This window comes from Tautonia plasticadhaerens (genome assembly GCF_007752535.1).
Taxonomy (GTDB): Bacteria; Planctomycetota; Planctomycetia; order Isosphaerales; family Isosphaeraceae; genus Tautonia; species Tautonia plasticadhaerens.
Window position 1 is genome coordinate 8,249,583 of record NZ_CP036426.1, and the last position, 22,130, is coordinate 8,271,712.

The 22,130-nt window shown below is 72.1% G+C and carries 14 protein-coding genes; 7 read left to right on the forward strand and 7 right to left on the reverse strand.

What is annotated here, in order from left to right; translation table 11 throughout:
• Nucleotides 1-43 precede the first annotated feature (43 nt).
• The 3 genes from ElP_RS32765 to ElP_RS32775 all read right to left on the reverse strand — a co-directional run bounded on the left by ElP_RS32765 (nucleotide 44) and on the right by ElP_RS32775 (nucleotide 4,161).
• Entirely contained in the window at nucleotides 44-2,491 is a 2,448-nt protein-coding gene (locus tag ElP_RS32765; RefSeq protein WP_145277500.1) for a serine/threonine-protein kinase, read from the reverse strand.
• Nucleotides 2,492-2,778: 287 nt separating this feature from the next.
• Nucleotides 2,779-2,979: a hypothetical protein gene (locus ElP_RS32770; RefSeq protein WP_145277502.1), complete on the reverse strand. Its 201-nt coding sequence runs from the start codon at nucleotides 2,977-2,979 to the stop codon at nucleotides 2,779-2,781.
• A gap of 123 nt (nucleotides 2,980-3,102) precedes the next feature.
• Nucleotides 3,103-4,161: a DUF1559 domain-containing protein gene (locus tag ElP_RS32775; RefSeq protein WP_145277504.1), complete on the reverse strand. Its 1,059-nt coding sequence runs from the start codon at nucleotides 4,159-4,161 to the stop codon at nucleotides 3,103-3,105.
• Between the two features lie 857 nt (nucleotides 4,162-5,018).
• Here ElP_RS32775 and ElP_RS32780 point away from each other — a divergent pair.
• Both ElP_RS32780 and ElP_RS32785 read left to right on the forward strand, forming a co-directional pair.
• On the forward strand, nucleotides 5,019-5,240 hold the full coding sequence (locus ElP_RS32780) for a hypothetical protein (RefSeq protein WP_145277505.1): 222 nt from the start codon (nucleotides 5,019-5,021) through the stop codon (nucleotides 5,238-5,240).
• Nucleotides 5,241-5,326: 86 nt separating this feature from the next.
• Complete coding sequence (locus ElP_RS32785; RefSeq protein WP_145277507.1) at nucleotides 5,327-6,400, forward strand: DUF1559 domain-containing protein; 1,074 nt, start codon at nucleotides 5,327-5,329, stop codon at nucleotides 6,398-6,400.
• 84 nt (nucleotides 6,401-6,484) lie between these two features.
• On the opposite strand, the gene ElP_RS32790 is transcribed toward ElP_RS32785, so the two are convergent.
• Nucleotides 6,485-7,225, reverse strand: coding sequence for a MerR family transcriptional regulator (locus ElP_RS32790; protein WP_145277509.1), 741 nt, complete (start codon nucleotides 7,223-7,225; stop codon nucleotides 6,485-6,487).
• A 243-nt stretch (nucleotides 7,226-7,468) separates the two neighbouring features.
• On the opposite strand from ElP_RS32790, the gene ElP_RS32795 reads away from it, so the two are divergent.
• The 5 genes from ElP_RS32795 (at nucleotide 7,469) to ElP_RS32815 (ending at nucleotide 15,842) form a co-directional block, all read left to right on the forward strand.
• The gene (locus ElP_RS32795) at nucleotides 7,469-10,591 is read left to right on the forward strand and encodes a PVC-type heme-binding CxxCH protein (RefSeq protein WP_145277511.1); all 3,123 of its coding nucleotides are present in this window, start codon (nucleotides 7,469-7,471) and stop codon (nucleotides 10,589-10,591) included.
• 495 nt (nucleotides 10,592-11,086) lie between these two features.
• Nucleotides 11,087-12,190: a galactonate dehydratase gene (gene dgoD, locus ElP_RS32800; protein ID WP_145279161.1), complete on the forward strand. Its 1,104-nt coding sequence runs from the start codon at nucleotides 11,087-11,089 to the stop codon at nucleotides 12,188-12,190.
• 12 nt (nucleotides 12,191-12,202) lie between these two features.
• Nucleotides 12,203-13,180, forward strand: a complete 978-nt coding sequence (locus ElP_RS32805; RefSeq protein ID WP_145277513.1) for a 2-dehydro-3-deoxygalactonokinase — start codon at nucleotides 12,203-12,205, stop codon at nucleotides 13,178-13,180.
• Nucleotides 13,181-13,278: 98 nt separating this feature from the next.
• A complete protein-coding gene (locus ElP_RS32810) occupies nucleotides 13,279-14,646 on the forward strand; it encodes an RNA polymerase sigma factor (protein WP_145277515.1) in 1,368 nt (455 codons plus the stop codon).
• Between the two features lie 62 nt (nucleotides 14,647-14,708).
• A complete protein-coding gene (locus ElP_RS32815; RefSeq protein ID WP_145277517.1) occupies nucleotides 14,709-15,842 on the forward strand; it encodes a cellulase family glycosylhydrolase in 1,134 nt (377 codons plus the stop codon).
• Nucleotides 15,843-15,853: 11 nt separating this feature from the next.
• Here the strand turns inward: ElP_RS32815 and ElP_RS32820 are convergent, their stop codons facing one another.
• The 3 genes from ElP_RS32820 to ElP_RS32830 form a co-directional block, all read right to left on the reverse strand.
• Nucleotides 15,854-17,203 (reverse strand): enolase C-terminal domain-like protein, encoded by a 1,350-nt coding sequence (locus ElP_RS32820; protein ID WP_145277519.1) that lies wholly within the window; start codon nucleotides 17,201-17,203, stop codon nucleotides 15,854-15,856.
• Nucleotides 17,204-17,272: 69 nt separating this feature from the next.
• The gene (locus ElP_RS32825; protein ID WP_145277521.1) at nucleotides 17,273-18,712 is read right to left on the reverse strand and encodes a DUF1501 domain-containing protein; all 1,440 of its coding nucleotides are present in this window, start codon (nucleotides 18,710-18,712) and stop codon (nucleotides 17,273-17,275) included.
• A gap of 50 nt (nucleotides 18,713-18,762) precedes the next feature.
• Nucleotides 18,763-21,870, reverse strand: coding sequence for a PSD1 and planctomycete cytochrome C domain-containing protein (locus ElP_RS32830; protein WP_145277523.1), 3,108 nt, complete (start codon nucleotides 21,868-21,870; stop codon nucleotides 18,763-18,765).
• Nucleotides 21,871-22,130 lie beyond the last annotated feature (260 nt).

Genomic DNA, 22,130 nt, shown 5'->3' on the forward strand with positions numbered 1-22,130 from the left:
GGGGACGCCGGCGGACGACCGGGGGGCGGGGGGCCCGGCCTACTCACTGCCGGCTGCGGAGGGGCCAGATGCCGCGCACCAGGGCCTTGTCGGGGCGGTCGGGGGCCTCCAGGTTGAGCTTGAGGAGATCGCTGTTCAGCTCGGCGAGCTCGGCGTAGATCGACTGCTGGTTGACGGCGGCGTTCCAGAGCACGTAGCGCGACCGGCCGCGCTGGTCGAGGTGGGCGACGACCATGCTGCGGTCGTCGTAGTGCCACACGGCGACGATCGGCCGCGCGTCGGAGCCGCCTCCGGCGAGCGAGGGGACGAACAGCTCGATCTGCTTGTTCGGCATCCCCTGGATGGCGACCGTGCCCGCCTTGGTCCCCCGGATCGACGCCACCACGACCAGGCGATACGGCCCGACGGGGATGACCCGGTGCCCCGGGGCGCCGGATCGGTCGCGGAGGGCGGCGATCGCCTCCTTGCGGAGGGCGCGGAGCTCGCCCAGGGTGAAGCGGTCGGGGTCGGGGGAGGTCAGGCCGATGAAGCCCCTCGACGAGGGGTCCTCGGCGGTGATCGCGCGGAGCGACTCCCGGCTGATGGTCAGGTTGTTGCCGCTGGACTGCTCCGCGGGCCCGGGGGCGTCGTCGAGGGCGGCCTCGACGTATTCCGGGTCGTTGCCGAATTGCTCCATCGAGTCGTCCAGTTCGTCGACGTCCCGGGTCGGCACGGCGGCCTCGATGGCCCGGTCCAACCGGCGGCCCGGGGCGGGGGCGACGAGCAGGGCGCGGCCGGCGGCGTCCCAGAACCCCTCGGCCCGGGAGCGGAGCCGACGCTGCCAGAGGGCACGCTCGATCAGCGGGTGGACGACCTCGGGCCAGAGGTCGACGCTCCCCGGGTCGTCGGCGGCGCGGAGGGTGGCGTAGCGGAGCACGGCGCGGCGGAAGTCGGGCCGGGCGCGCCAGAGTTCGGCCAGGCGGTTCCAGCGGGAGACCAGCCCGTCGTCGACCTCGTCGCGATGGGGGGCGAGCGCGTACAGGTCGTCGAGCGACTGGGGCATCAGGCCGGGGTTGAGCAGCCCCCGCTCGTCGGTCATGCGGCGCTGGGCCCGGGCGCTGGCGGCCTGGAGCCGCTCCCGGAGCTTGCGGAACCGCCTGCGCTTGGCCGGGTCGTCCCGGCTGCGGAGGTACTTGATCACGACGGTCGGGCTGAGCCGGGGGCGGATGTCGGGCCGGTCGTCCAGCAGGCGGGTGGCCCGGGAGAGCTCGGCCTCGGTCCCCTCGCCCAGCATCAGCCAGGTCATCGCCAGGATCAGCCGGGCCCGGTCGGCGTTGAGCGGGTCGAGCGGCCTCCGGAGGAAGATGCCCCGGCGTCGGGAGCCCCCGAGCAGGTAGGCGAGGTAGTGGCCGCTGAGGAACCGCTCCTCGGGCGAGAGCAGGATCGGCGCGTGCTCGACCTCGGCGATCATCCGCTCGGCGTCCGCCCGGGCCGCCGCCTTGCGGCGTGCGGGGGCGGCCACCTCGGGGGGGGCGACGGCCACCGACGGGATCGAGGAGGCGCCGGGGGGGCCCGAGGAGATCGGGTCCTGCATCGCCGAGGACGCCATCGACCCCGGGGAGTCGGCCGACGGGACAGCCGCCGTCTCCGGGACGGTCGCCGGCGGCGAGGCGACCGGGACCCCCGGCAGGCCGCGGACCCGCCAGGCGTCGTGTTGGAGCAGGTCGCGCAGCTCCCGGCCGACGTCGGCGCCGCAGGAGGGCCGGGCGTCGGGCACCTTGGCCATCGACCGGAGGATCAGGCCCTCCAGCTCGGGGGAGAGCACCGGGTTGCGGGCCCGGGGCGGCTCGGGCGCGATGTTGACGTGCTGGGCCATGAGCGCCATCGCGCTGCCCTGGAAGGGGGTCAGCTCGGTGGCCGCCTCGTAGAGCAGCACGCCCAGGGCGTAGAGGTCGGACCTCGGGTCGAGCCGCTTCCCCTTGGCCTGCTCGGGGCTCATGTACAGCGGGGTGCCCCGGGTGACCCCCGTCTCCTGGCCGTGCTCGGCCAGCAGCGAGAGGCCGAAGTCCGAGAGCTTCGGCCGGTCGTCCCGGGTCAGCAGGATGTTGCCCGGCTTGATGTCGCGGTGGATGATCCCCTGGTGGTGGGCGTAGTCCAGCGCGTCGGCCACCCCGGCCAGCACGCCGAGCCGGTCGGGGATCGGCAACGCCTTCCACCGCTTATAATAGCTCGGCCCCTCGACCACCTCCATGATGAAGAAATAGACCCCGCCCTCCTCGTCGAAGTCGTAGAGGCGGACGATCGAGTCGTGCTGCAAGCGGGCGAGGATCCGGGCCTCCAGCCGGAGCCGGTCGCCGACCTCCTCCCCGCCCAGTTCGCGGAGAATCTTGATGGCGACGGGCCGTTCCAGGATCCGGTCGACGGCGAGGTAGACGGCACCCATCCCGCCCCGGCCGAGTTCGCGCTCGATGGAAAACCGCCGCTTGAGCGTCGTGCCGATCACCTTGGGCACTCCCGGAGGCTCGGGGCCCGACGGCCCGGGGCGGGCCGCCTTGGCCCTCCGTCGCCATCCGAGGCCTTATCCTATCGTGACGACGCATCGATCACAACGGCCGCCACCCCGCCGAGTCCCGGCCCGGGGCCGCGTCGGGGGCGGGTGCCGGGGGCCGGGGGGTCGAGGTCCCGCGCCCAAGAAGACCGACGGTCGCGGGCCGGGAGCCGGCGAGCGCCCGGCGCGGGGAGGCCGCGGACGGATGCCATCATGGCCCCGCCCATCCGACCCCCGCCCCCGCCCCGAGGTCAATCCAGGAGGGCCCCGGGTTGCTCGCCCTCGAGCGAGCCGACCGAGCCCCGGAGGCCGACGCCGGGGGGAGGGCCCCCGGGCGAGGGGGGAGGGGCGTCCGGGTCGACGGCGACGGCCGGATCCGGGGCGTCGGGGACGCCCCCGCCGCAGCCGAGGAGCAGCCAGCAGAGGCACAGCGGCACGAGTCGGGCGCGCATGGCGGGGAGACCTCCATCGGGATCGGGCGGGCGGGGCACGAGGACGCGTCGCCGAGAGACTGGACCGCGCCGGTCGCCGGGGCGGCCGGGGACGGCCGGCCCTGGAGGGGTCCGGGGGGCGGCTCAGGGCTGGTCGGCGGAGACGACCTCGCCCCCCTTGCGGGTCGAGAGGGCATGATAGATCCCCTGCCGGCTCGTGGCCGGATCTCCGGTGATGGTCCCCATGTCGATCGACTCCTTGAGGAACCGCACCGAGCCGTCGCCGAAGGCGAAATTGGCCCCACCGGGGTGGTTGCTCCGGAAGGCGAACTGGCCGTAGGAGAGCACCTCCGGGTTGGCCCACCAGTCGATCGGCCCGTAGCTCGTCAGGAACGCCAGGTCGGGGCCGTCCCTCCGGTGCCTGGCGTTGATCCGGGCCACGGAGTAGCGGTGCCCGGTCGGGCGGATCGCCAGGCCGTCGTCCCAGACGCTGACGTTGTTCCAGAAGTTGAACTGGCCGATCGCCTCGTCGTCGTCCCGGGACGCCTCGCCGACGAAGGCGGTGTTGCTCAGGCCGTCCCGGTGTTCCGAGAGCCTGAAGGCCCGGTTGAACATGAAGGCGCCGTCGGCCTCGAGCTGGTTGCAGATGCCCGCGTTCCTCGAACCCGTGTAGCCGTAGAAGTACTGCTCGGTCGTCCCCACGTTCACCGCGTAGGAGCCCTGCGTGTAGCCGCTGGTGAAGTCCGGCGGCGTCGACTCGGCGACCGAGTCGGACGGGCAGACGTACGACGAGACGAGCGTGGTGTACGACGTCCGGTTCCTCACGCTGTCGGACGACGCCTCGAAGTTCAGGGCGTCGTACGTCGCTGACTGCTCCATGAACGGCAGGACGAACGCCAGGGCCGACTGCCGGTAGTTGTAGCTGCACGGGTCCACCCCCCGCGACAGGGCGAGGCCCGAGTTGGCCACGAACGTCAGGGCTCCGAAGGGGAAGCTGCCGCCGGCGCTCTCATAGTTGGCCAGCGCCAGGCCGAGCTGCTTGAGGTTGTTGGTGCACTGGGCGCGTCGGGCCGCCTCGCGGGCCGCCTGCACGGCCGGCAACAGGAGGGCGATGAGCACGCCGATGATGGCGATCACCACCAGCAGCTCGATCAGCGTGAAGCCCGGGCGGGCCGGGGGCGGGATCGGGCGGCGATTCTTCATGGTCGACCTCTCCGGGTGACGGGGTCTCGGGCGATCGGGGCGTCCCCGGGGCGTCGACCTCCGACGCCCGGGCGGACGCGTCCCGCCGACTACCGGATCCGGCGCCCCAGGGCCGGGGGGCGGCCCGGGGGGCCGCCGATCGCGCCGAGATCCCGCCCCGGATGGGCCGTCCCCCTTCGCGTCCCGACCGTGCCCGGATCCTTCAGGAGGGAGTCGGAACGACTCGAGGCCCCGGGCTCGATCCCCGCGGCCGGGCGCGTGCAACGGGGCCCGGCCGCCGATCGACCCGGCCAGGAGACCAGAAATCGAGAGGCGAATCAACGGAAATCTAAAAAAATTTTCAAGTTTTCAATAATAATAAGTTTGGATTTTTCCCCGCTGCGCGCCGCGATCGCAGCGCCGGGCCCGTCCGCCGCGGGCCCGGCCGACCGCGGCCGGCCGGGCCCGCGACCGCCCCTCCTGCCCCCGCCCCGGCGACGCCGCCGGGCCCGCGCCCGTCCCGGGTTTCTCGCCCCCGCCCGGCACGACTCCGGCCGGCCCGCGAGGGACTTTCCGGAGGGTTATCGACATTTTTCACGCGCGTCGATTCGGCGATTGACGGCGGGCCGGGCTGTTGCTATCGTTCTAGGGATTCGAGCGACGACGATCCGTACCTCTCCCTTCCGGCGGATCGGCAACGGCCTGGAGTTCGCCGGGGGACCTCGAAGTCCCCCGACTCGTCGAGATCGGTGGCTGTCCTTCCCCCCCCCGCCGCCCCGGGGAGGCTGGTTCGGAGAGCCGATGGACCTGTCCACACCCACCCCCGGCCCGGCCGAGAGTGATCCCATCCCCTGCGCCCCATCTTGGTCATGGACATCATGATGCAATCGCCCCCGGTTCGATCGTCGGCCTCCCGGCCGTTCGCCGCCTCCCTTGCCTTCGCGCTCGGCCTGCTGATCGGGCCGGGCTGCGGCGACAACCCCCAACGGGATGCCGGGACCATCGACATCTCCGCGTCCAAGAAGGTCGCCGAGGAGAAGGGCGTCACCGGTCCGGGCAATCGGGGGGACGTCCGTGGGGGCCGCCCGGGCCTGAGGTGATCGCCCCGCGTCCGCTTCCGCCCATCGAGTCCGGCCCCACGCGGTCGCTCATCGTCGATTTTTCACACCATAGCGAGACCCCGTCGATGACTCCTCACATCCCGACTCGAGCCGCCCGACGCGGCTTCACGCTGATCGAATTGCTGGTGGTGATCGCCATCATCGGCGTGCTCATCGCCCTCTTGCTGCCGGCCGTGCAGAGCGCCCGGGAGGCCGCCCGCCGCGCCCAGTGCACCAACAACCTGAAGCAGCTCGGCCTGGCGGCCAACAACTACGAGTCGGCCTTCGGCTCCCTGCCGCCGGACTCGATCTACCAGCAGTGCGTGCCCAACAGCCGGGCGCTCGACACGATGCGGTACGGGCCCAACTCCTTCGCCCTGATGCTTCCCCTGATGGAGGGGACCGCCGCCGCCAACGCCTTCAACTACGACATCTGCTACTACGACGAGTCCAACGGCACGGCCATGGGCATCGGCCTCTCGACCCTCTGGTGCCCGAGCGACCCGGAGGTCGCCGGGAGGCGGCCCTTCCACCCCGACTTCTGGAATGCCGGCCATCCCGGCGAGGGCGTCACCTTCAACAGCTACGCCACCAACTCGGGGACCTGGGCCCACTACATCGACCCGTTCAACGACGACGCCATCGCCAACCCCGGCATGTACCAGGCCTGGACCCAGGCCACCAACGGCACCTACCGCCCCGAGCGGGCGATCCGCCTCTCCGAGATCCGAGACGGCACGAGCAACACCTTCCTCTTCTCGGAGCACGCCCACGGGATCCTCGCCGAGCCGGATCTCAGCAACACCCACTGGTGGCTCTCGGCCTGGTGGGGCGACACCCGCTTCGACACCATGTTCCCCATCAACGCGCACCGGAAGCACAGCACGGACATCGCCCAGAGCGGCTATTGGTGGATCCCCCTCCAGGCGGCCTCCAGCTTCCACCCCGGCGGGGCGAACTTCGCCTTCGTCGACGGCTCGGTCCGATTCATCAAGGAGACGATCGCCACCTGGCCGAACGACATGAGCAACTTCGGGGACCCGGTCGGTGTGGCCTACGGGCCCTTCTCCGAGTACCAGTTCGGCACGGCCCGGTCCGCCGTCTACCAGGCCCTCTCCACCCGGGCCGGCGGCGAGGTCGTCTCCGCCGACCAGTACTGATCCGATCCGATCGCCCGGGATCCGATCCCGACCGTCGGGGCGTCCCGGGGGGCGGGATCGCCCCCCGGGCCGACCGGATTCCACTCACGACGGCTCCCGCTCCGCGTCCATCGCGGGCCCGAGGAACGCCATCATGCCTCGCACCGGGCCCGTCTCCGTCCCGTGGACGACGGACTCGCCTTGCCACAGGTTCTTGAGCGACGAGGAAATCCCAGGGTCGCCCCCGGTGAACTCGCGGACCAGGCCCATCCAGCGCCGGGCCAGATCCCGGACCTCGGGGCCGGTCGGGTCGGCCCCCCGGTCCATGGCCGATTGGACCTCGGCCATCAACTTCGGCCATTCGGCCTCGACCTCGGCGATCCGGTCGGGGCCGATCGCCTCGGCCCGCTCCTTGAGCTGCTCCAGCTGCTCGGGCGTGTAGTACTTCTCGAACATGGTCATCTCCTGAATCGCGGCGAGCACCTCGTCGACGCTCGACGCCTCGGACTCCTCCAGGCGATCGGCCAGCCGCTCCAGCCGATCCCGAATCCGGGCCAGGCGGCCCATTTGAGCCTCGATCCGCTCGAGGTGGGCCCGGACCAGCTTCCGGGGGGAGAACGACGGGTCTGCCAGGCAGGCCCGGATCTCGGACAGCCGGAAGCCCAGCTCTCGCATCGAGGTGATCTGCTGGAGGCGGTCGACGTCCCGGGCCGTGTAGAGCCGGTGCCCCGAGCCGCTCCGGGACGACGGCACCAGCAGGCCGACCTCGTCGTAGTGGTGCAGGGCCCTCACCGTCAGGCCCGTCTTGCGGGCCAGCTCGCCGACCTTCCACGGCGGTTGGCTCATCGCTCGCCTCCTCGGTCCTCGGGTCCGGGGTCCGATCGGAAGGGTACGACCTCACGCCGCGTGAGGATCAAGCCCTGAGGCGCCGATTTCCCCCCGGGCCGACCGTCCCCCGGGGCCCGGAGCGTTGTCGGGGCCGTCCTCCCCTGCGCAGAATGGGGCGATCGGCCAGGCCCCCGCTCCGACGGGGGCGATCGGCCACCTCCCGCCGCCTCGACGACCGAACCGCCCCGGGGGCATCCCGCTATGCGAGCCGCCGCGACGACCGCCGCCCTGCTGTTGCTCCCCCTCCTCGCCGCTCCGGCCGCCCGATCGGGCGAGGTCGTCAGGCTGGGGGACCACACCTTCAGCCTGCCCGACGGGTTGACCGTCGAGGTGGCCGCCGGGCCTCCGCTGGTCGAGCGGCCGATCACCGCGGCCTTCGACGAGCGGGGCCGCCTCTACGTCGCCGAGTCGTCCGGCTCCAACGACCCGGTCCAGGTCCAGCTCGAGGAGAAGCCGCACCGCATCCTCCGCCTCGAAGACGTCGACGGTGACGGCGCCTTCGACCGCCGGACCGTCTTCGCCGACGGCATGATGTTCCCCGAGGGGACCATGTGGCTCGACGGCTCCCTCTACGTCTCGGCCCCGCCGCAGATCTGGAGGCTGACCGACCTGGACGACGACGGCGAGGCCGACGCCCGGGAGGTCTGGCTCGACGCGAAGACCCTGACCGGCTGCGCCAACGACCTGCACGGCCCCTACGCCGGCCCCGACGGCTGGATCTACTGGTGCAAGGGGGCCTTCGCGGAACAGACCTACGAGCGAGCCGGCGGCGACCCGTTCGTGACCCGGGCCTCGCACGTCTTCCGATGGCGTCCCGACCGCTCCGGGCCGATCGAGCCGGTGATGACCGGCGGCATGGACAACCCGGTCGACGTCGCGTTCACCCCCGGGGGCGAACGGATCTTCACCACGACCTTCTTCCAGCAGCCCGCCGGGGGCTTCCGGGACGGCCTGATCCACGCCCTCTACGGCGGCGTCTACGGCAAGGTCCACGACGTCCTCGACGGCCATCCCCGCTCCCGTCCCGGCGTGCTCCCCGTGCTCACCCACCTCGGCCCCGCCGCCCCGGCCGGGCTGGAGCGCCTCCGGAGCACCTCCCTCGGCGACGGATACCGGGACAGCCTGCTCGCCTGCCAGTTCAACCTCCGGGCCGTCAGCCGTCACGTCCTGACCCCCGAGGGCGGCTCCTTCGCCACCTCGGACAGCGACCTGATCGCCTCCGACAACACCGACTTCCACCCGACCGACATCCTCGAAGACGCCGACGGCTCCGTCCTCGTGGTCGACACCGGGGGCTGGTACAAGCTCTGCTGCCCCACCTCGCAGCTCTGGAAGCCCGACGTGCTGGGCGCCATCTACCGCGTCCGTCGGGTCGACGCGCCGGAGGTCGACGATCCCCGGGGGCTTGGCCTCGACTGGGACGGTGCGACCGCCGATCAGCTCGCCGCTCGCCTGGGCGACCCCCGCCCGGCCGTCCGGGAGCGGGCCGTCGGCACCCTGGGCCTCCTCGGGGCCGAATCCATCCCCGCCCTCGAATCGACCGTCCGGGAGTCGGCCGAGGCCGAGGCCCGCCGCAACGCCGTCTGGGCCGGCAGCCGCATCAACGACCCCGAGGCCCGCGAGGTCGCCCGGATCGCGTTGCAGGACGAGGACGAGACGGTCGTCCAAGCGGCCTTGCACGTCGTCAGCGTCCATCGGGACCGGGGCGCCCTCGACCGGGCCGTCAACCTCCTGCACACCGGGACTCCCCAGAACCGGAGGGCCGCCGCCGAGGCGGTCGGCCGCCTCGGCGATCCCTCGGCCGTCCCCTTCCTGCTCCAGGCCGCCGCCGACGTGCCCGAGGCCCCCCACTGGGCCGTCATGCACTCGATCACGTACGCCCTGATCGAACTGGCCGACCCCGACGCCACCCGGTTCGGACTATCCGCCCCGCACGACACCGTCCGACGCGCGGCCCTGGTCGCCCTGGACCAGATGCCCGGCGACCACTTCTCGGCCGACGACGTCTCCCCCCTGCTCTCCGCCGAGGATCCCGAGCTTCGGGAGGCGGCCGCCTGGGTCGCCAGCCGGCACCCCGAGTGGGGGGCCGCGCTGGCCGAGCACTTCGGGCGGCAGATCCTCGGCATCGGCGACGCCACCGAGGGCCAGGGCGACGCCCTGGCCGACCAGCTCGCCCGCCTCGGCTCGTCCCCCGAGATCCAGGACGTGATCGCCGACGCCTTGCTCGACGCCGGCCTCCCCGACGCACCCCGGGTGGTCGCCCTCCGCGCGATGGCCTCGGCCGACCTCGACCCCGCACCTCCCCGATGGGTCGACGCGGTCGCCGCCGCCCTCGACGGCGACCCCGCCCTGCGGTCGGCCGCCCTCGCCGCCGCCCGATCGCTCCGCATCCCCGAAGGCCGGGCAGACGACCTGCGGTCTCCCCTGCTCCGGATCGCCCGGGACGATGGGGCCGAGGTCGCGACCCGGCTCGACGCCCTCGCCTCCCTGCCGGGCGGGACGGGGAAGATGGACGGGGATCTGTTCACCTTCCTGCTCGATCGCCTCGACCCCGACGCCCCCGCCGCCGAGCAGACCCGGGCCGCCGACCTGATCGCCGCCTCGGATCTCTCCGAGGCGCGTCGGCTCGCCCTGGCCGACCGCATCGCCGAGGCGGGCCCGCTGTCCGTCCCCCGACTGCTCCCCGCGTTCGAGACGCAGGAGGGCGAGGCGCTCGGCCTCCGGCTGGTCTCGGCCCTGGAACGGTCGCCGAGTCGATCCGTCCTCCGGCCCGGCGACCTCCGCACCCTGCTCGACCGCTTCGGCCCGGCGGTGGCCGGACGCGCCTCGACCCTGATCGCCGCCATCGACGCCGACGCCGAGCAGAAGCGGGAGAAGATCGAGGACCTCCTCACCCTCGTCGATGACGCCGATATCCGCCGGGGCCAGGCCGTCTTCAACGGCGAGAAGGGGGCCTGCCGGACCTGCCACGCGATGGGATACGTCGGCGGCCGGGTCGGCCCCGACCTGACCCGGATCGGCCGGATCCGCACCGAGCGCGACCTGCTCGAGGCGATCGCCTACCCCAGCGCCAGCTTCGTCCGCAGCTACGAGCCGGTGGTCGTCGCCACGGTCGACGGCCGGGTCCTCACCGGGCTGGTCGGCGACGAGGGGGCCGACCACGTCATCCTCCAGACAAACGCCGAGGAATCCGTCCGGATCCCCCGATCCGAGATCGAGGAGTTTCAGCCCGGCACCACCTCGGTCATGCCCGCGGGCCTCGACCAGCAGCTCACCCCCCAGGAGCTGGCCGACCTGGTCAAGTTCCTGAAGTCGAGCCAGTGAGGACGTCGCCGTGCACGCCCCGGCGATCGTCTCCCGCTGCATCCGCCCGGCGGTTTCCTACGGCATCGTCCGCGACCAGGTCTCGGCCCGGTCCCATCCGGCGAGGGATGCGTCGGGGTCCATCGGTGGGGTCGTGGTGATCGTCCGGGCCCGGATCCCCCGGGCGGGGGGCAGAGGGTTGGACGAGCCCCCCGTCGATGGTTCAATGTGGCGAGCCGACCCGGCCGGGCCGATCGAGCGAGGCGACGCCCGGACCGGAGGCCTCCCGCCCTCCCCCGAACCCCGGTGATCCCCATGAAGTTCCCCGGCCCGATCGCGCGCCACCGTCGGTCCTTCCTCTTCTCGATGCTCGGCGCCGCCGGAGGGGCCGGCGCCCTGGGCGCGATCGCCGCCCAGGAGCCCTACACCAAGGACCAGCCCGACGACCCGAACGACTCCCAGGGCGCCCTCCGGGGAGGTCGCCACGCCGAGGCGATCGTCGGCTCGGGAGGGCCGATGCGGATCACCCGGCTGGAGACGATCCTCGTCAAGCCCCGATGGCTGTTCCTGAAGGTCCACACCGACGCCGGGATCGTCGGCCTCGGCGAGCCGATCGTCGAGGGCCGCGCCGAGACCTGCATCGCCGCCGTCAAGGAGCTGGAGGACTACCTCGTCGGCAAGGACCCCCGGCCGGTCGCCCACCACTGGCAGGCGATGTACCGCCACGCCTTCTACCGGGGTGGGCCGGTCCTGACCAGCGCGATCAGCGGGATCGACATGGCGTTGTGGGACATCAAAGGGAAGGCCCTCGGCGTCCCCGTTTATGAGCTGCTCGGCGGCCCCACCCGGAGCCGGGTCCGGGTCTACGCCCACGCCCGGAGCCCCGAGGCGATCCGGCGGCGCAAGGAGGAAGGCTTCACCGCCTTCAAGACCGGCCCGAGCAAGGACCGCCCGGCCCGGATCGTCGAGAACCCCGCCTTCGTCCGCAAGGTGGCCGACGGCTTCGCCGCCCTCCGCGAGGTGGTGGGGGACGACGCCGACATCGGCATCGACTTCCACGGCGCCATCTCCCCGCAGACGGCCAAGCTGCTGATCAAGGCGCTCGAACCGTATCAGCCGATGTTCATCGAGGAGCCGGTCGCCTGCCAGAATGTGGACGCGATGGCCGAGATCGCCCGGGGCACCCACCTGCCGATCGCCACCGGCGAGCGCATTTTTACCAAGTGGGGCTTCCGGGAGATCCTGGAGAAGGGCGCCGCCACCATCCTCCAGCCCGATCTCTGCCACGCCGGGGGCATCACCGAGACGAGGCTGATCGCCGGCATGGCCGAGGCGTACTACGCCGCCATCGCCCCCCACAACCCGCTGGGCCCCATCTCCCTGGCCGCCGGGCTGCAACTGGCCGCCTCGATCCCGAACTTCCTCTGCCAGGAGCAGGTCAACCTGGGGGACGGCTACCTGAAGACGCCCTTCCGGGTCGTCGACGGGTACGTCGACCTCCCCAGGGGACCCGGCCTCGGCATCGAGCTGGACGAGGACGCGATGGCCGACAAGCTCGGCCACGAGTGGACCAACCCCGAGACCTACGACGTCTTCGACGGCTCCGTCGTCGACTGGTGATCGAGCGCAGACATGAGCGACCGAACCTCCCGGTTCATCTCCGGAGACTGGGGCACCTCCCGCCTCCGGCTCCGACTCGTCGACCCGGCCTCGCCCGGCCTCCCGGCCGGGGCCGAGGTCGAGTCGGACGACGGCATCGGGCCCACCTTCCGGGCCTGGCAGGAGGCGGGTTCCCCGGACGATCGGGAGGCGTCCTATCTGGGCGTGCTGGCCCGGGCGCTGGACCGCCTCCGGGACGCGTCGGGGGCCGATCTCGACGGCCTCCCGCTCGTCCTCTCCGGGATGGCCTCCTCGACGATCGGCCTCCGGGAGCTGCCCTATGCCCCCGCCCCCTTCCGGCTCTCGGGCGAGTCGCTGCCGGTCGCCCGGATCGCCCCGGGCGTCCTGCCTTGCGAGACGCTCCTGCTCTCCGGGGTCTGCACCGACTCCGACGTGATGCGGGGCGAGGAGACGATCCTCATCGGGCTCGCCGCCGACGGGCTGGCCGACGGACTCGTCGTCCTCCCGGGGACGCATTCCAAGCACGCGGTCATCCGAGACGGCATCCTCGAACAATTCCACACCTACATGACCGGCGAGCTGTTCGCCATCCTCCGGGAGCACAGCGTCCTCCGCCCCTCGCTCGCCCCCTCGCCCTCCCTCGGCGACGCCTTCGAGCGGGGCGTGCGCGAGGCCGCCTCCGGGGCGAACCTGCTCCGCGATCTGTTCTCCATCCGGGCGCGTTCGGTCCTGCACGGGGCCGACCCCGCCGACAACGCCGCCCGGCTCAGCGGGCTGCTCATCGGCACCGAGTTGCTCGGGCTGGCCTCCGGCCCCGATGCGGACCTGCCGATCGTCGTCGCCAGCCCCGAGCCGCTCGGGTCGTTCTATCGGTCGGCCCTCGATGTGCTGGGGACGGGCCGGCGGGCCCGGGCCCTCTCCCCCGCCGAGGCCGACCGGGCCGTCGCCCGGGGCCAGGGGGAGGTCCTCCGCTCCCACGTCGGCGGCTGACCCGGCGAGGGCCCCGGGGAAAAATCCGGAGAAAGGCGGATTGGTCGCCCGCCCTCGTGGCATTACGCCCGGACAACGAAGTACGGGGGGATGAGCCCGTGACGACGCTTCGAGGCCGGATCCCGGCCCGGGAACTCCGCCTGATCTTCGGCGGGGGGGCGCTCGGTCACCTGACCGACGGTGAGCTGCTGGAACGATTCGTGCGCGACCCGGGGGCGGGCGGCGAGCAGGCCTTCGGGGCGCTCGTCGACCGGCACGGGCCGATGGTGCTCCGCGTCTGCCGGGGCATCCTGCGCGACCCGGCCGACGCGGACGACGCCTGCCAGGCTACCTTCCTGGTGCTCGCCCGGAAGGCGGGGTCGCTCTGGACGCGAGACTCGATCGGCCCCTGGCTCCTCGGGGTCGCCCGACGCGTCTCCCACCGGTCACGGTGCGACGACGCCCGCCGTCGCCGCCACGAACGCGGTGCGGGGGCGCTCCGGTCGTCGGTCGAGCCCGGCGACCCGCCCGACGACTTCGAGCCGGTCCTGGTCGAGGAGGTCGACCGCCTCCCCGACCGATTCCGCTCGCCGATCGTGCTCTGCCACCTCCAAGGTCTGACCCACGAGCAGGCCGCGGACCGGCTCGGCTGGCCCGTGGGGACGGTCCGGAGCCGCCTGGCCCGGGGCCGGGACCGGCTCCGGGCCCGCCTCGAAGGCCGGGGCATCTCCCCGCTGGCCGTCCTCCCGCCCGCCTCGGCCGCGAAGGCCGGGGCGATCCGGGCGGCGTTGTCCGAAGCGACCACCGAGGCCGCGGCGCGAGTCGCGGCCGGAGGGCTCGCAGTCGCCGGGGCGTCCCCGGCGGCCTCGGGCCTGGCCCGATCGATCCTGAGGACCATGATCATGACGACGACCCTGAAGCTCGCCGCCGCGTCCCTGGCCCTCGGCCTGGTGGCGACCGGCGCCGCCGGCCTCGCCTCCCCCCCCTCGGAGGGCGGCCCCCTCGCCGGGGCGTCCCCCGCCTCCTCCCCCCGGGCGACCGGTCCGGCCCCGGCGCCCGCACCCGCACCGGCCCGACGGCCGGTCGAGCCCCCCCAGTCGGAGGCCGAGCGGATCGCCGGGGAATTCCTCGACGCGGGCTCCGAGCTGTTCGACGCCAAGGACGCCCCCCGCCTGGCCGACACCTACGCGACGGACGGCGAGATCCACCTGATCAGCAAGAATGGGGGCGAGGTCCGGACCGACGTCAAGCGCGGCCGGGCGGCGGTCGAGCAGTTCTACGCCGACCTCTTCCGCAAGGCCGGGTCGATCGACTCGGAGAACACGGTCGAGTTCGCCCGCCAGATCTCCCCCGACGTCCTCGTCGTCAACGGCCGGTTCCGGCCCAACGCCGGTGAGCGGGAATTGCCCTTCGTCCAGATGCGGGTCAAGCAGGGCGACCGGTGGCTCCTGCGGACGCTCTGGCTGTTCCTCAACCCCGAAGGCTGAGCCCCGGCCGCCGCCAGGCCGTCGCCGGGGCCTCTCGGCGACGGCCCGAGGGAGGATCATCCATGGATTCGATCACATCCCGACTGATCTCCGTGGCCGTGGCCCTGCTCCCCCTGCTCGCGCCCGAGGGCGTCGGCCAGGAGGCCGCCCCGGGAGTGCTCGACCTGATCGAGCCGAGCCCGGACCGCTCGCACTTCGTCTCCGCGACGACGGGCGAGCGTGTCGTTATGTGGGGGTTCAACTACGACCACGACGACTCCGGTAGGCTCCTGGAGGACTACTGGGCCGACGAGTGGGACGCCGTCGCCGGGGACTTCCGGGAGATGAGGGACCTCGGCGCGAACGTGGTCCGGATCCACCTGCAGCTTGGCAAATTCATGACCTCGCCGGACGAGCCCGACCCGGAGAACCTCCGACGCCTCGGCGATCTCGTCCGGCTGGCCGAGGAGGTCGGGCTTTACCTCGATCTCACCGGCCTCGGGTGCTACCACGCGCAAGACGTCCCCGATTGGTACGACGAACTCGGGGAGTCCGACCGCTGGGACGTGCAGGCCCGGTTCTGGGAGGCGGTCGCGGGAGTCTGCGCGGGGAGCCCCGCGCTCTTCTGCTACGACCTGATGAACGAGCCCGTCCTGGACGGCGGCCAGGGCGACGGCTGGCTGGTCGGCGAGCCGCTGGGGGGCAAGTACTTCGTGCAGCGGATCACCAGGGACCGCGCCGGCCGTCCCGGACCGGAGGTCGCCGCCGCATGGATCCGACGGCTGACCGACGCGATCCGGGAGGTCGACGACCGCACCATGATCACCGTGGGGGTCATCCCCTGGGCCCACACCTTTACGGGGGCCAAGCCGCTCTTCCACGGCCCGGAGGCGGGCGGGCCGCTCGACTTCGTCGGCGTCCACTTCTACCCGAAGGAGGACGACATCGAGGGCTCGATGGACGCCCTGCGCGTCTACGAGGTCGGCAAGCCGCTGGTCGTCGAGGAGATCTTCCCGCTCAATGCTGGTCTCGACGGCACGCTCGAATTCATGGACGGGACCGACGACGTCGTCGACGGCTGGATCAGCTTCTACTGGGGCAAGACGATCGAGGAGTGCGAGCAGGCCGGCGACCTGAAGGGGGCGATCGTCGCCGCCTGGCTGAAGGCCTTCCGCGATCGATCGCCCTACGTCGCCGCCCCCCCGGCCGGCCCTTGATCCCCGATCAATCAGGGCCGGATGACGGTGCCGTCGGGCAGCCGGAGGTTGCCCCAGTCCATGTCGAAGGGCGGGTCGTCCTCGATGGGGAACCGGGCGGCGAGTTCCTCGTCGAGGTCGACGCCGATCCCGGGGCGGTCGATCGGCTGGTAGTTGCCGTCGACCAGCTCGGGGCAGCCGGGGAAGACGTCCTGCTCGGCCTGGGAGAACACCCGGCCCTCCTGGATGCCGAAGTTCGGCACGGCGAAATCGAGGTGGATGTTCGCCGCGTGGCCGACCGGGGAGAGGTCGCCGGGGCCGTGCCAGGCGGTCCGGACGCCGAAGAACTCGCAGAGCGAGGCGATCTTCCGGGCCGGGGTCAGCCCGCCGACCATCGAGATGTGGATCCGGATGAAGTCGATCAGGCGATCGGACACCAGCGGCAGCCACTCCCGGGGGTTCGTGAACAATTCCCCCATCGCCAGGGGGACGGCCGACTGGGCGCGGAGGTGGGAGAAGTAGTCGGCGTCCTCGGGGCTGAACGGGTCCTCGATGAAGAACGGCCGGTAGGGCTCCACCTCCTTGACCAGCCGGATCGCCTGGATCGGCGGCATGCGCTCGTGGACGTCGTGCAGCAGCTCGACCTCGTCGCCGATCGATCCCCTGATGTGTTCGAACACCCGGGGGACGGTGCGACCATAGGCCACCGGGTCGAACGGGACGGTGCGGCGGTTCTCCGGCAGTGCCTCGTCGATCGACCCGCCCCGGACGCCGTAGGTGCCTCCTCGGCTGCCGTACTGGATCCGGACGTGCCGCTGCCCCTCGGCCATCAGCGCCCGGACGCGGTCCTCGACCTCCTCGGGCGACTCGCCCCGGACCGAGCGATACGTCGGCACCACCTGCCGGCACTTGCCGCCGAAGAGCCGGTGCACCGGCATCCCGGCGACCTTGCCGAGGATGTCCCAGAGGGCCATGTCCACGCCGCTCAGCGCGTTGTTCAGGACCGGCCCGTGCCGCCAGTAGGAGCTGAGGTGCGCCGACTGCCAGGTGTCGTCGATCTCCAGGGGGCTCTTGCCCACCAGGAACGGCTTGAGGAACTGGTCCACCGCCGCCGCCGCCAGCCTCGCCCGCTGCGTGAAGGTGGCGCAGCCGAGGCCGTAGAGCCCGTCCTGGTCCGTCTCCACCTTGACGACCACCAGCCGGATCCCGGCCGGGGCGGTGAGGATGGCCCGAACGTCCCTGATCTTGAGGTCGGCCAATGTCTCCGAGCCCGGCGCCCCCACCGTGCCCCCCTGCCCCTGCTCCTGGGCCCGCCCGACCCGGGATGAGGCCAGCATCCCCGCCCCGGCGAGCATCGATCCGAGCCAGTCGCGTCGTTGCATGGGAACGCTCCGGAGGGGAGAGGACGGGGGCCGACGACGGCTCAACGTGTCGTCTTTCCCCGGTTCGGATCACGCGATCAGGTCGGTGACGACCCGACCGAAGACGTCGGTCAGGCGGAAGTCCCGGCCCTGGAAGCGGTAGGTGAGCCGCTCGTGGTCGAAGCCGAGCAGGTGGAGGATCGTCGCGTGCAGGTCGTGGACGTGCACGGGGTTCTCGGCGACGCCGAAGCCCAGCTCGTCGCTCTCGCCGTAGGTCAGCCCCGGCCTGATGCCGCCGCCGGCCAGCCACATGGTGAAGGCATTCGGGTGGTGGTCCCGGCCGTCGTCGCCCCCCTGCACCATCGGCGTCCGGCCGAATTCGCCCCCCCAGATGACCAGCGTCTCGTCGAGCAGGCCCCGCTGCTTCAGGTCCGTGACCAGGGCGGCGCAGGCCCGGTCGGTGTCGGCGCAATTGGCCTTCAGGTCGTTGACGAGGTTGCCGTGCTGGTCCCAGGCCTCGTGGAAAAGCTGGACGAACCGGACGCCGCGCTCGACCAGCCGCCGGGCGAGCAGGGCGTTGTTGGCGAACGAGGGCTTGCCGGGCTCGGCGCCGTAGAGGTCGAGGATGTGGCCCGGCTCGGAGGAGAGGTCCATCAGCTCCGGGGCGCTGGACTGCATCCGGTAGGCCATCTCGAACGAGTTGATCCGGGTGGCGATCTCCGGGTCGCCGGCCTCGTCGAGGTGCATGCGGTTGAGCGCGGAGATGGCGTCGAGCGAGTCGCGCTGGAGCGCGTCGTCCACCCCTTCGGGGTTCGAGAGGTAGAGGACCGGCTCCCCCCCGGTGCGGAACTGGACGCCGGAGTAGACCGTGGGCAGGAAGCCGCTGCCCCAGTTGGCGTTGCCGCCGCTGGGCCCCTTCTTGCCGGAGCTGAAGACGACGTAGCCGGGCAGGTCGCGCGACTCGTTCCCCAGGCCGTAGCAGGTCCAGGCCCCCAGGCTCGGGCGGCCGAACTGCTGGGAGCCGGTGCTCATCAGGATCTGGGCCGGGGCGTGGTTGAACGCATCGGTGGTCATCGACTTGACGATGCACAGGTCGTCGGCGATGCCCGCCGTGTGCGGCAGCAGTTCCGACAGCTCGGCACCGCTCTCGCCATGCCGGGCGAAATTGAATTTCGGCCCGAGCAGCCGGGAGTTCGGGTTGATGAAGGCGGCCCGGTAGCCGTCGAGCAGCTCGGGGGGCGGCAGGGTGCCGTCCAGCTCGGCGAGCTTCGGCTTGCGGTCGAACAGCTCCAGGTGGCTCGGCGCCCCGGCCATGAACAGGAAGATGACGTTCTTCGCCTTCGGGGCGAAGTGCGGCGTCTTCGCCGAGAGCGGGTCGACCTGCGAGGACGGCGACGCGGCGTATCCCCCCTCGGCGAGCAACTGCCCCAGCGCCACGGCGCCGAGCCCGACGCCGCACTCCTGGAGGAACCAGCGTCGGCCGACCCGGGACGGGTCGGCGTGTCGGAAGCGGTGGTCCTGGCAATTCACGGGGGCGACCCTCCCGGGATCGATTCGGTCGACTCGACGGGCGTACTCACTCATTCTTTCGAGATCGTCTCGTCCAGGTTCAGCAGGACCCGGGCGACGGCCGTCCAGCCGGCCAGCTCGGCGGGCGAGGAATCCTCGGGGGGCTCCTCGTCGGCGATCAGGGCGTCCGGGTCGACCTCCCCGGAGGCGAACCGCCCGGCCTGGCGATCGAGCAGGTCGAGCAGCACGGCCGCCTCCTCCTCAGTCGGCCCCCGGGAGACGCAGAGGCGGAAGGCATGTTCCAGCCGGGCCCGGTCCGACTCGCCCCCCTCTGCCAGCACCCGACGGGCCAGCGCCCGGGCCGATTCCAGGAACAGCGGCTCATTCAGGGTGATGAGCGCCTGGAGCGGCGTGTTGGACCGCGACCGCCTCACGCAGGAGGCCTCCCCCGGGGGGGCGTCGAAGGCCTCCAGCGCCGGGTACGGGACCGATCGGAAGCGGAACGTGTAGAGGGCGCGCCGGTAGCGGTCGGGGCCGGTGTCGGTGGACCAGACCTTCGGCCCGTAGCTGGCCGGCGGCTGGAACAGGTACTCGGGCGCCGGGGGGAACACGCTCGGCCCGCCGACCTCCGGGTTCAGCAGCCCGCTGGCGGCCAGGGCGATGTCCCGGACGATCTCGGCGTCCACCCGATGCCTCGGACCCCGGGCGAGCAGGCGGTTGTCCGGATCCCGGGCATATTCCCCGGGAGAGGCGGACGACGATTGCCGATACGTCGCGCTCGTCGCGACCAGCCGGTGCAGCTGCTTGAGGCTCCAGCCCCGGTCCATGAACTCGACGGCCAGCCAGTCGAGCAGCCCAGGGTGGCTCGGCGCGTCGGCCTGCGAGCCGAGGTCCTCCGGCGTGGCCACCAGTCCCATGCCGAAGTAGGCCTGCCAGACCCGGTTGACGATCGACCGGGAGGTCGTCGGCGACCTTCGATCGACCAGCCATCGGGCGAAGTCCAGGCGGTCGGGCGTCCCCTCCGACTCGGGGAGCGGGTGGAGCACCTCGGGCACGCCGGGCTCGACCGGCTCGGCCGGCTTGAGGAAGTCGCCGCGGTCCAGGCGTCGGGTCATCCGGGGCTCGGCCCTGGCGTCGAGGACGAGCTGCGTCGTCCCCTCGGGATGCCCGGCCCAGAGCTGTTCGATCCGATCATTCGCCTCGGCCCACTCCGGCACGGTCGTCCGCCAGTGGGAGAAGACCGCATCGTCCTGGGACGGCGACCGCCCCTCGGACGGCGACTCCACGAGTTCCCGGACCCGTCCCGGCAGCGGGTCGGCCTCGGGGCCGGGGGCATCGGTGACGGAGAACCGGAAGCGGCCGAGGTTGTTGTTCTGGTTGTCGTCGCTGTTCCAGCCGCCGTGCATCTGGACGAGCTTGAACGTCAGGACGGCGCCCGAGGGGAACTCGACCGGCTCCTCGAAGACGAAGACGGCCTTGCGGGGGACGTTGCTCCGGCCGGGGCCGATGTCGGTGGTCCAGGCGGTCAGGTCGTTGCCGTCGATGGCGTAGGAGATCGGCCCGGTCACTCTCTCCTTATCCGTCTTGTCGTCGTAGGCGGCGCCGAGCGGGGCCTCGGGCGGATTCACGTCGGCGGACGCTCGAACGATCGTCAGTTCCTTCGCCCGTCCCGGGTCGTCGGTCGGCGCGGCCACCACCTTGAACTCGCTGAGGCCGAACAGCCCCTCGATCGAGCGGCCGGGGCCGCCCTTGGGCAGGCTCGGGTCGTTGAGCAGCTCCAGCCGGGCGGCGGTGATCGTCGCCGGCCCCTCGACCTTCGCGGTGAACTCGGTCGTGTGCTTGGTCGGCGCGTAGCCGGCGGCGAGGATCGAGCCGTCGTCCAGCAGGTCGTGCTTCTGCCCGCCGCTGTCGTCCAGCTCGGGCCGGACGACGGCCCACTCGGGCTGGTCGCCCCGAACCGACTCCTCCCAGGCCAGCATCCGAGAACGCCAGTCCGAGGTCCGGTGCTTCAGGTCGGCCTCGATCTCGCCGACCTGCCGGAGGATGTCGGCACGCCGCCTCAGCTCCTCCGGCAGGTAGACGGCGACGTTCGCCTCGTGCGAGTCATTCAGGAAGGCGAACATCCGATAATATTCGGAATGCGAGATCGGGTCGAACTTGTGGGTGTGGCACTGGGCGCACTGGATCGTCAGGCCGAGCACCGCCTTGCCGACGGCGTCCATGCGGTCGAACATCGCCTCCATGCGGAACTGCTCGGGATCGACGCCCCCCTCCTCGTTGATCATCGAGTTGCGGAGGAACCCCGTGGCCACCACCTGGTCCTGCCCGGCGTCGGGCAGCAGGTCGCCGGCGATCTGCTCGACGACGAAGCGGTCGTAGGGCAGGTCGGTGTTGAGCGCCTTGATGACCCAGTCCCGATACGCCCAGACGAACCGAGCCTTGTCCTTCTCGTAGCCGTCGCTGTCGGCATACCGGGCAGCGTCGAGCCAGATCCGGGCCCAGCGCTCGCCGTAGTGGGGCGAGGCGAGCAGCCGGTCGACCAGTTTCTCGTACGCCTCGGGGGACTCGTCGGCCAGGAACGCGTCCACGTCTCCCGGCGTCGGCGGCAGGCCGGTCAGGTCGAGCGAGAGCCGGCGGATCAAGGTGGTGCGGTCGGCCTCGGGAGACGGGTCGAGCCCCTCCCGGTCCAGCCGGGCCCGGACGAAGAAGTCGATCGGGTTTCGGCACCACTGCGGGTCGGACACCTCGGGCAGCTCGGGGCGGCTCGGCGGGACGAAGCCCCAGTGCCCCTCGAACCGGGCGCCCTGCTCGATCCAGGAGGTCAGGGTGGCGACCTGCTCGGGGGTCAGCTGCTTGCCCGAATCGGGCGGGGGCATCCGGTCGAGGTCGTCGTCGGAGGTGATCCGCCAGTACAGCTCGCTCTCCTCGGTATTGCCCGGCACCACGGCCACGCCGCCCGAGGGGGTCGGCTCGAAGGCCCCTGAGGGCAGGTCCAGGCGGAGCCCGGCCTGCCGCTCGGCCTCGTCGGGGCCGTGGCAGGCGAAGCAGGAGTCGGAGAGGATCGGCCGGACGTCCCGGGCGAAGTCGATCGGCTCCCCCTCCTCCGAGGCGGTCGCGGCGCCCGCGATCAGCCCGAAGGCCAGGAGCCCGGGGCAGAGGGATCGGGACCGGCTCGTCATCGGTGTCACCTCATCGGGTCTCGGGCGGCTCGGGGTTCGGTCGGGGCAGGCGGGCGACGGATCGATCCGTCCCGGGGGGTCCTGGTCCGGGTCGGGCTGCGGGCGGGGAGGATGAGGGCGGGCACGCCGGACCCATCTGAATCGAAGGCGACGGGTCCCCACACTTCAGGGTAACCGACTCCCCGCTGGGGCTCAACCCTCGGCGAGCCGCCCGAGGCCCCCGGACTCGCCCCGAAGGACCACCCCGGCCGATCCTTGAC

Bases quoted from the DNA above. Each gene is read 5' to 3' on its own strand.
- ElP_RS32795 (WP_145277511.1), top strand. From the start codon at position 7,469: ATGCGAGCCGCCGCGACGACCGCCGCCCTGCTGTTGCTCCCCCTCCTC.
- ElP_RS32805 (WP_145277513.1), top strand. From the start codon at position 12,203: ATGAGCGACCGAACCTCCCGGTTCATCTCCGGAGACTGGGGCACCTCC.
- ElP_RS32785 (WP_145277507.1), top strand. From the start codon at position 5,327: ATGACTCCTCACATCCCGACTCGAGCCGCCCGACGCGGCTTCACGCTG.
- ElP_RS32775 (WP_145277504.1), bottom strand. From the start codon at position 4,161: ATGAAGAATCGCCGCCCGATCCCGCCCCCGGCCCGCCCGGGCTTCACG.
- ElP_RS32815 (WP_145277517.1), top strand. From the start codon at position 14,709: ATGGATTCGATCACATCCCGACTGATCTCCGTGGCCGTGGCCCTGCTC.
- dgoD (WP_145279161.1), top strand. From the start codon at position 11,087: ATGCGGATCACCCGGCTGGAGACGATCCTCGTCAAGCCCCGATGGCTG.
- ElP_RS32770 (WP_145277502.1), bottom strand. From the start codon at position 2,979: ATGCGCGCCCGACTCGTGCCGCTGTGCCTCTGCTGGCTGCTCCTCGGC.
- ElP_RS32830 (WP_145277523.1), bottom strand. From the start codon at position 21,870: ATGACGAGCCGGTCCCGATCCCTCTGCCCCGGGCTCCTGGCCTTCGGG.
- ElP_RS32790 (WP_145277509.1), bottom strand. From the start codon at position 7,225: ATGAGCCAACCGCCGTGGAAGGTCGGCGAGCTGGCCCGCAAGACGGGC.
- ElP_RS32780 (WP_145277505.1), top strand. From the start codon at position 5,019: ATGATGCAATCGCCCCCGGTTCGATCGTCGGCCTCCCGGCCGTTCGCC.
- ElP_RS32820 (WP_145277519.1), bottom strand. From the start codon at position 17,203: ATGCAACGACGCGACTGGCTCGGATCGATGCTCGCCGGGGCGGGGATG.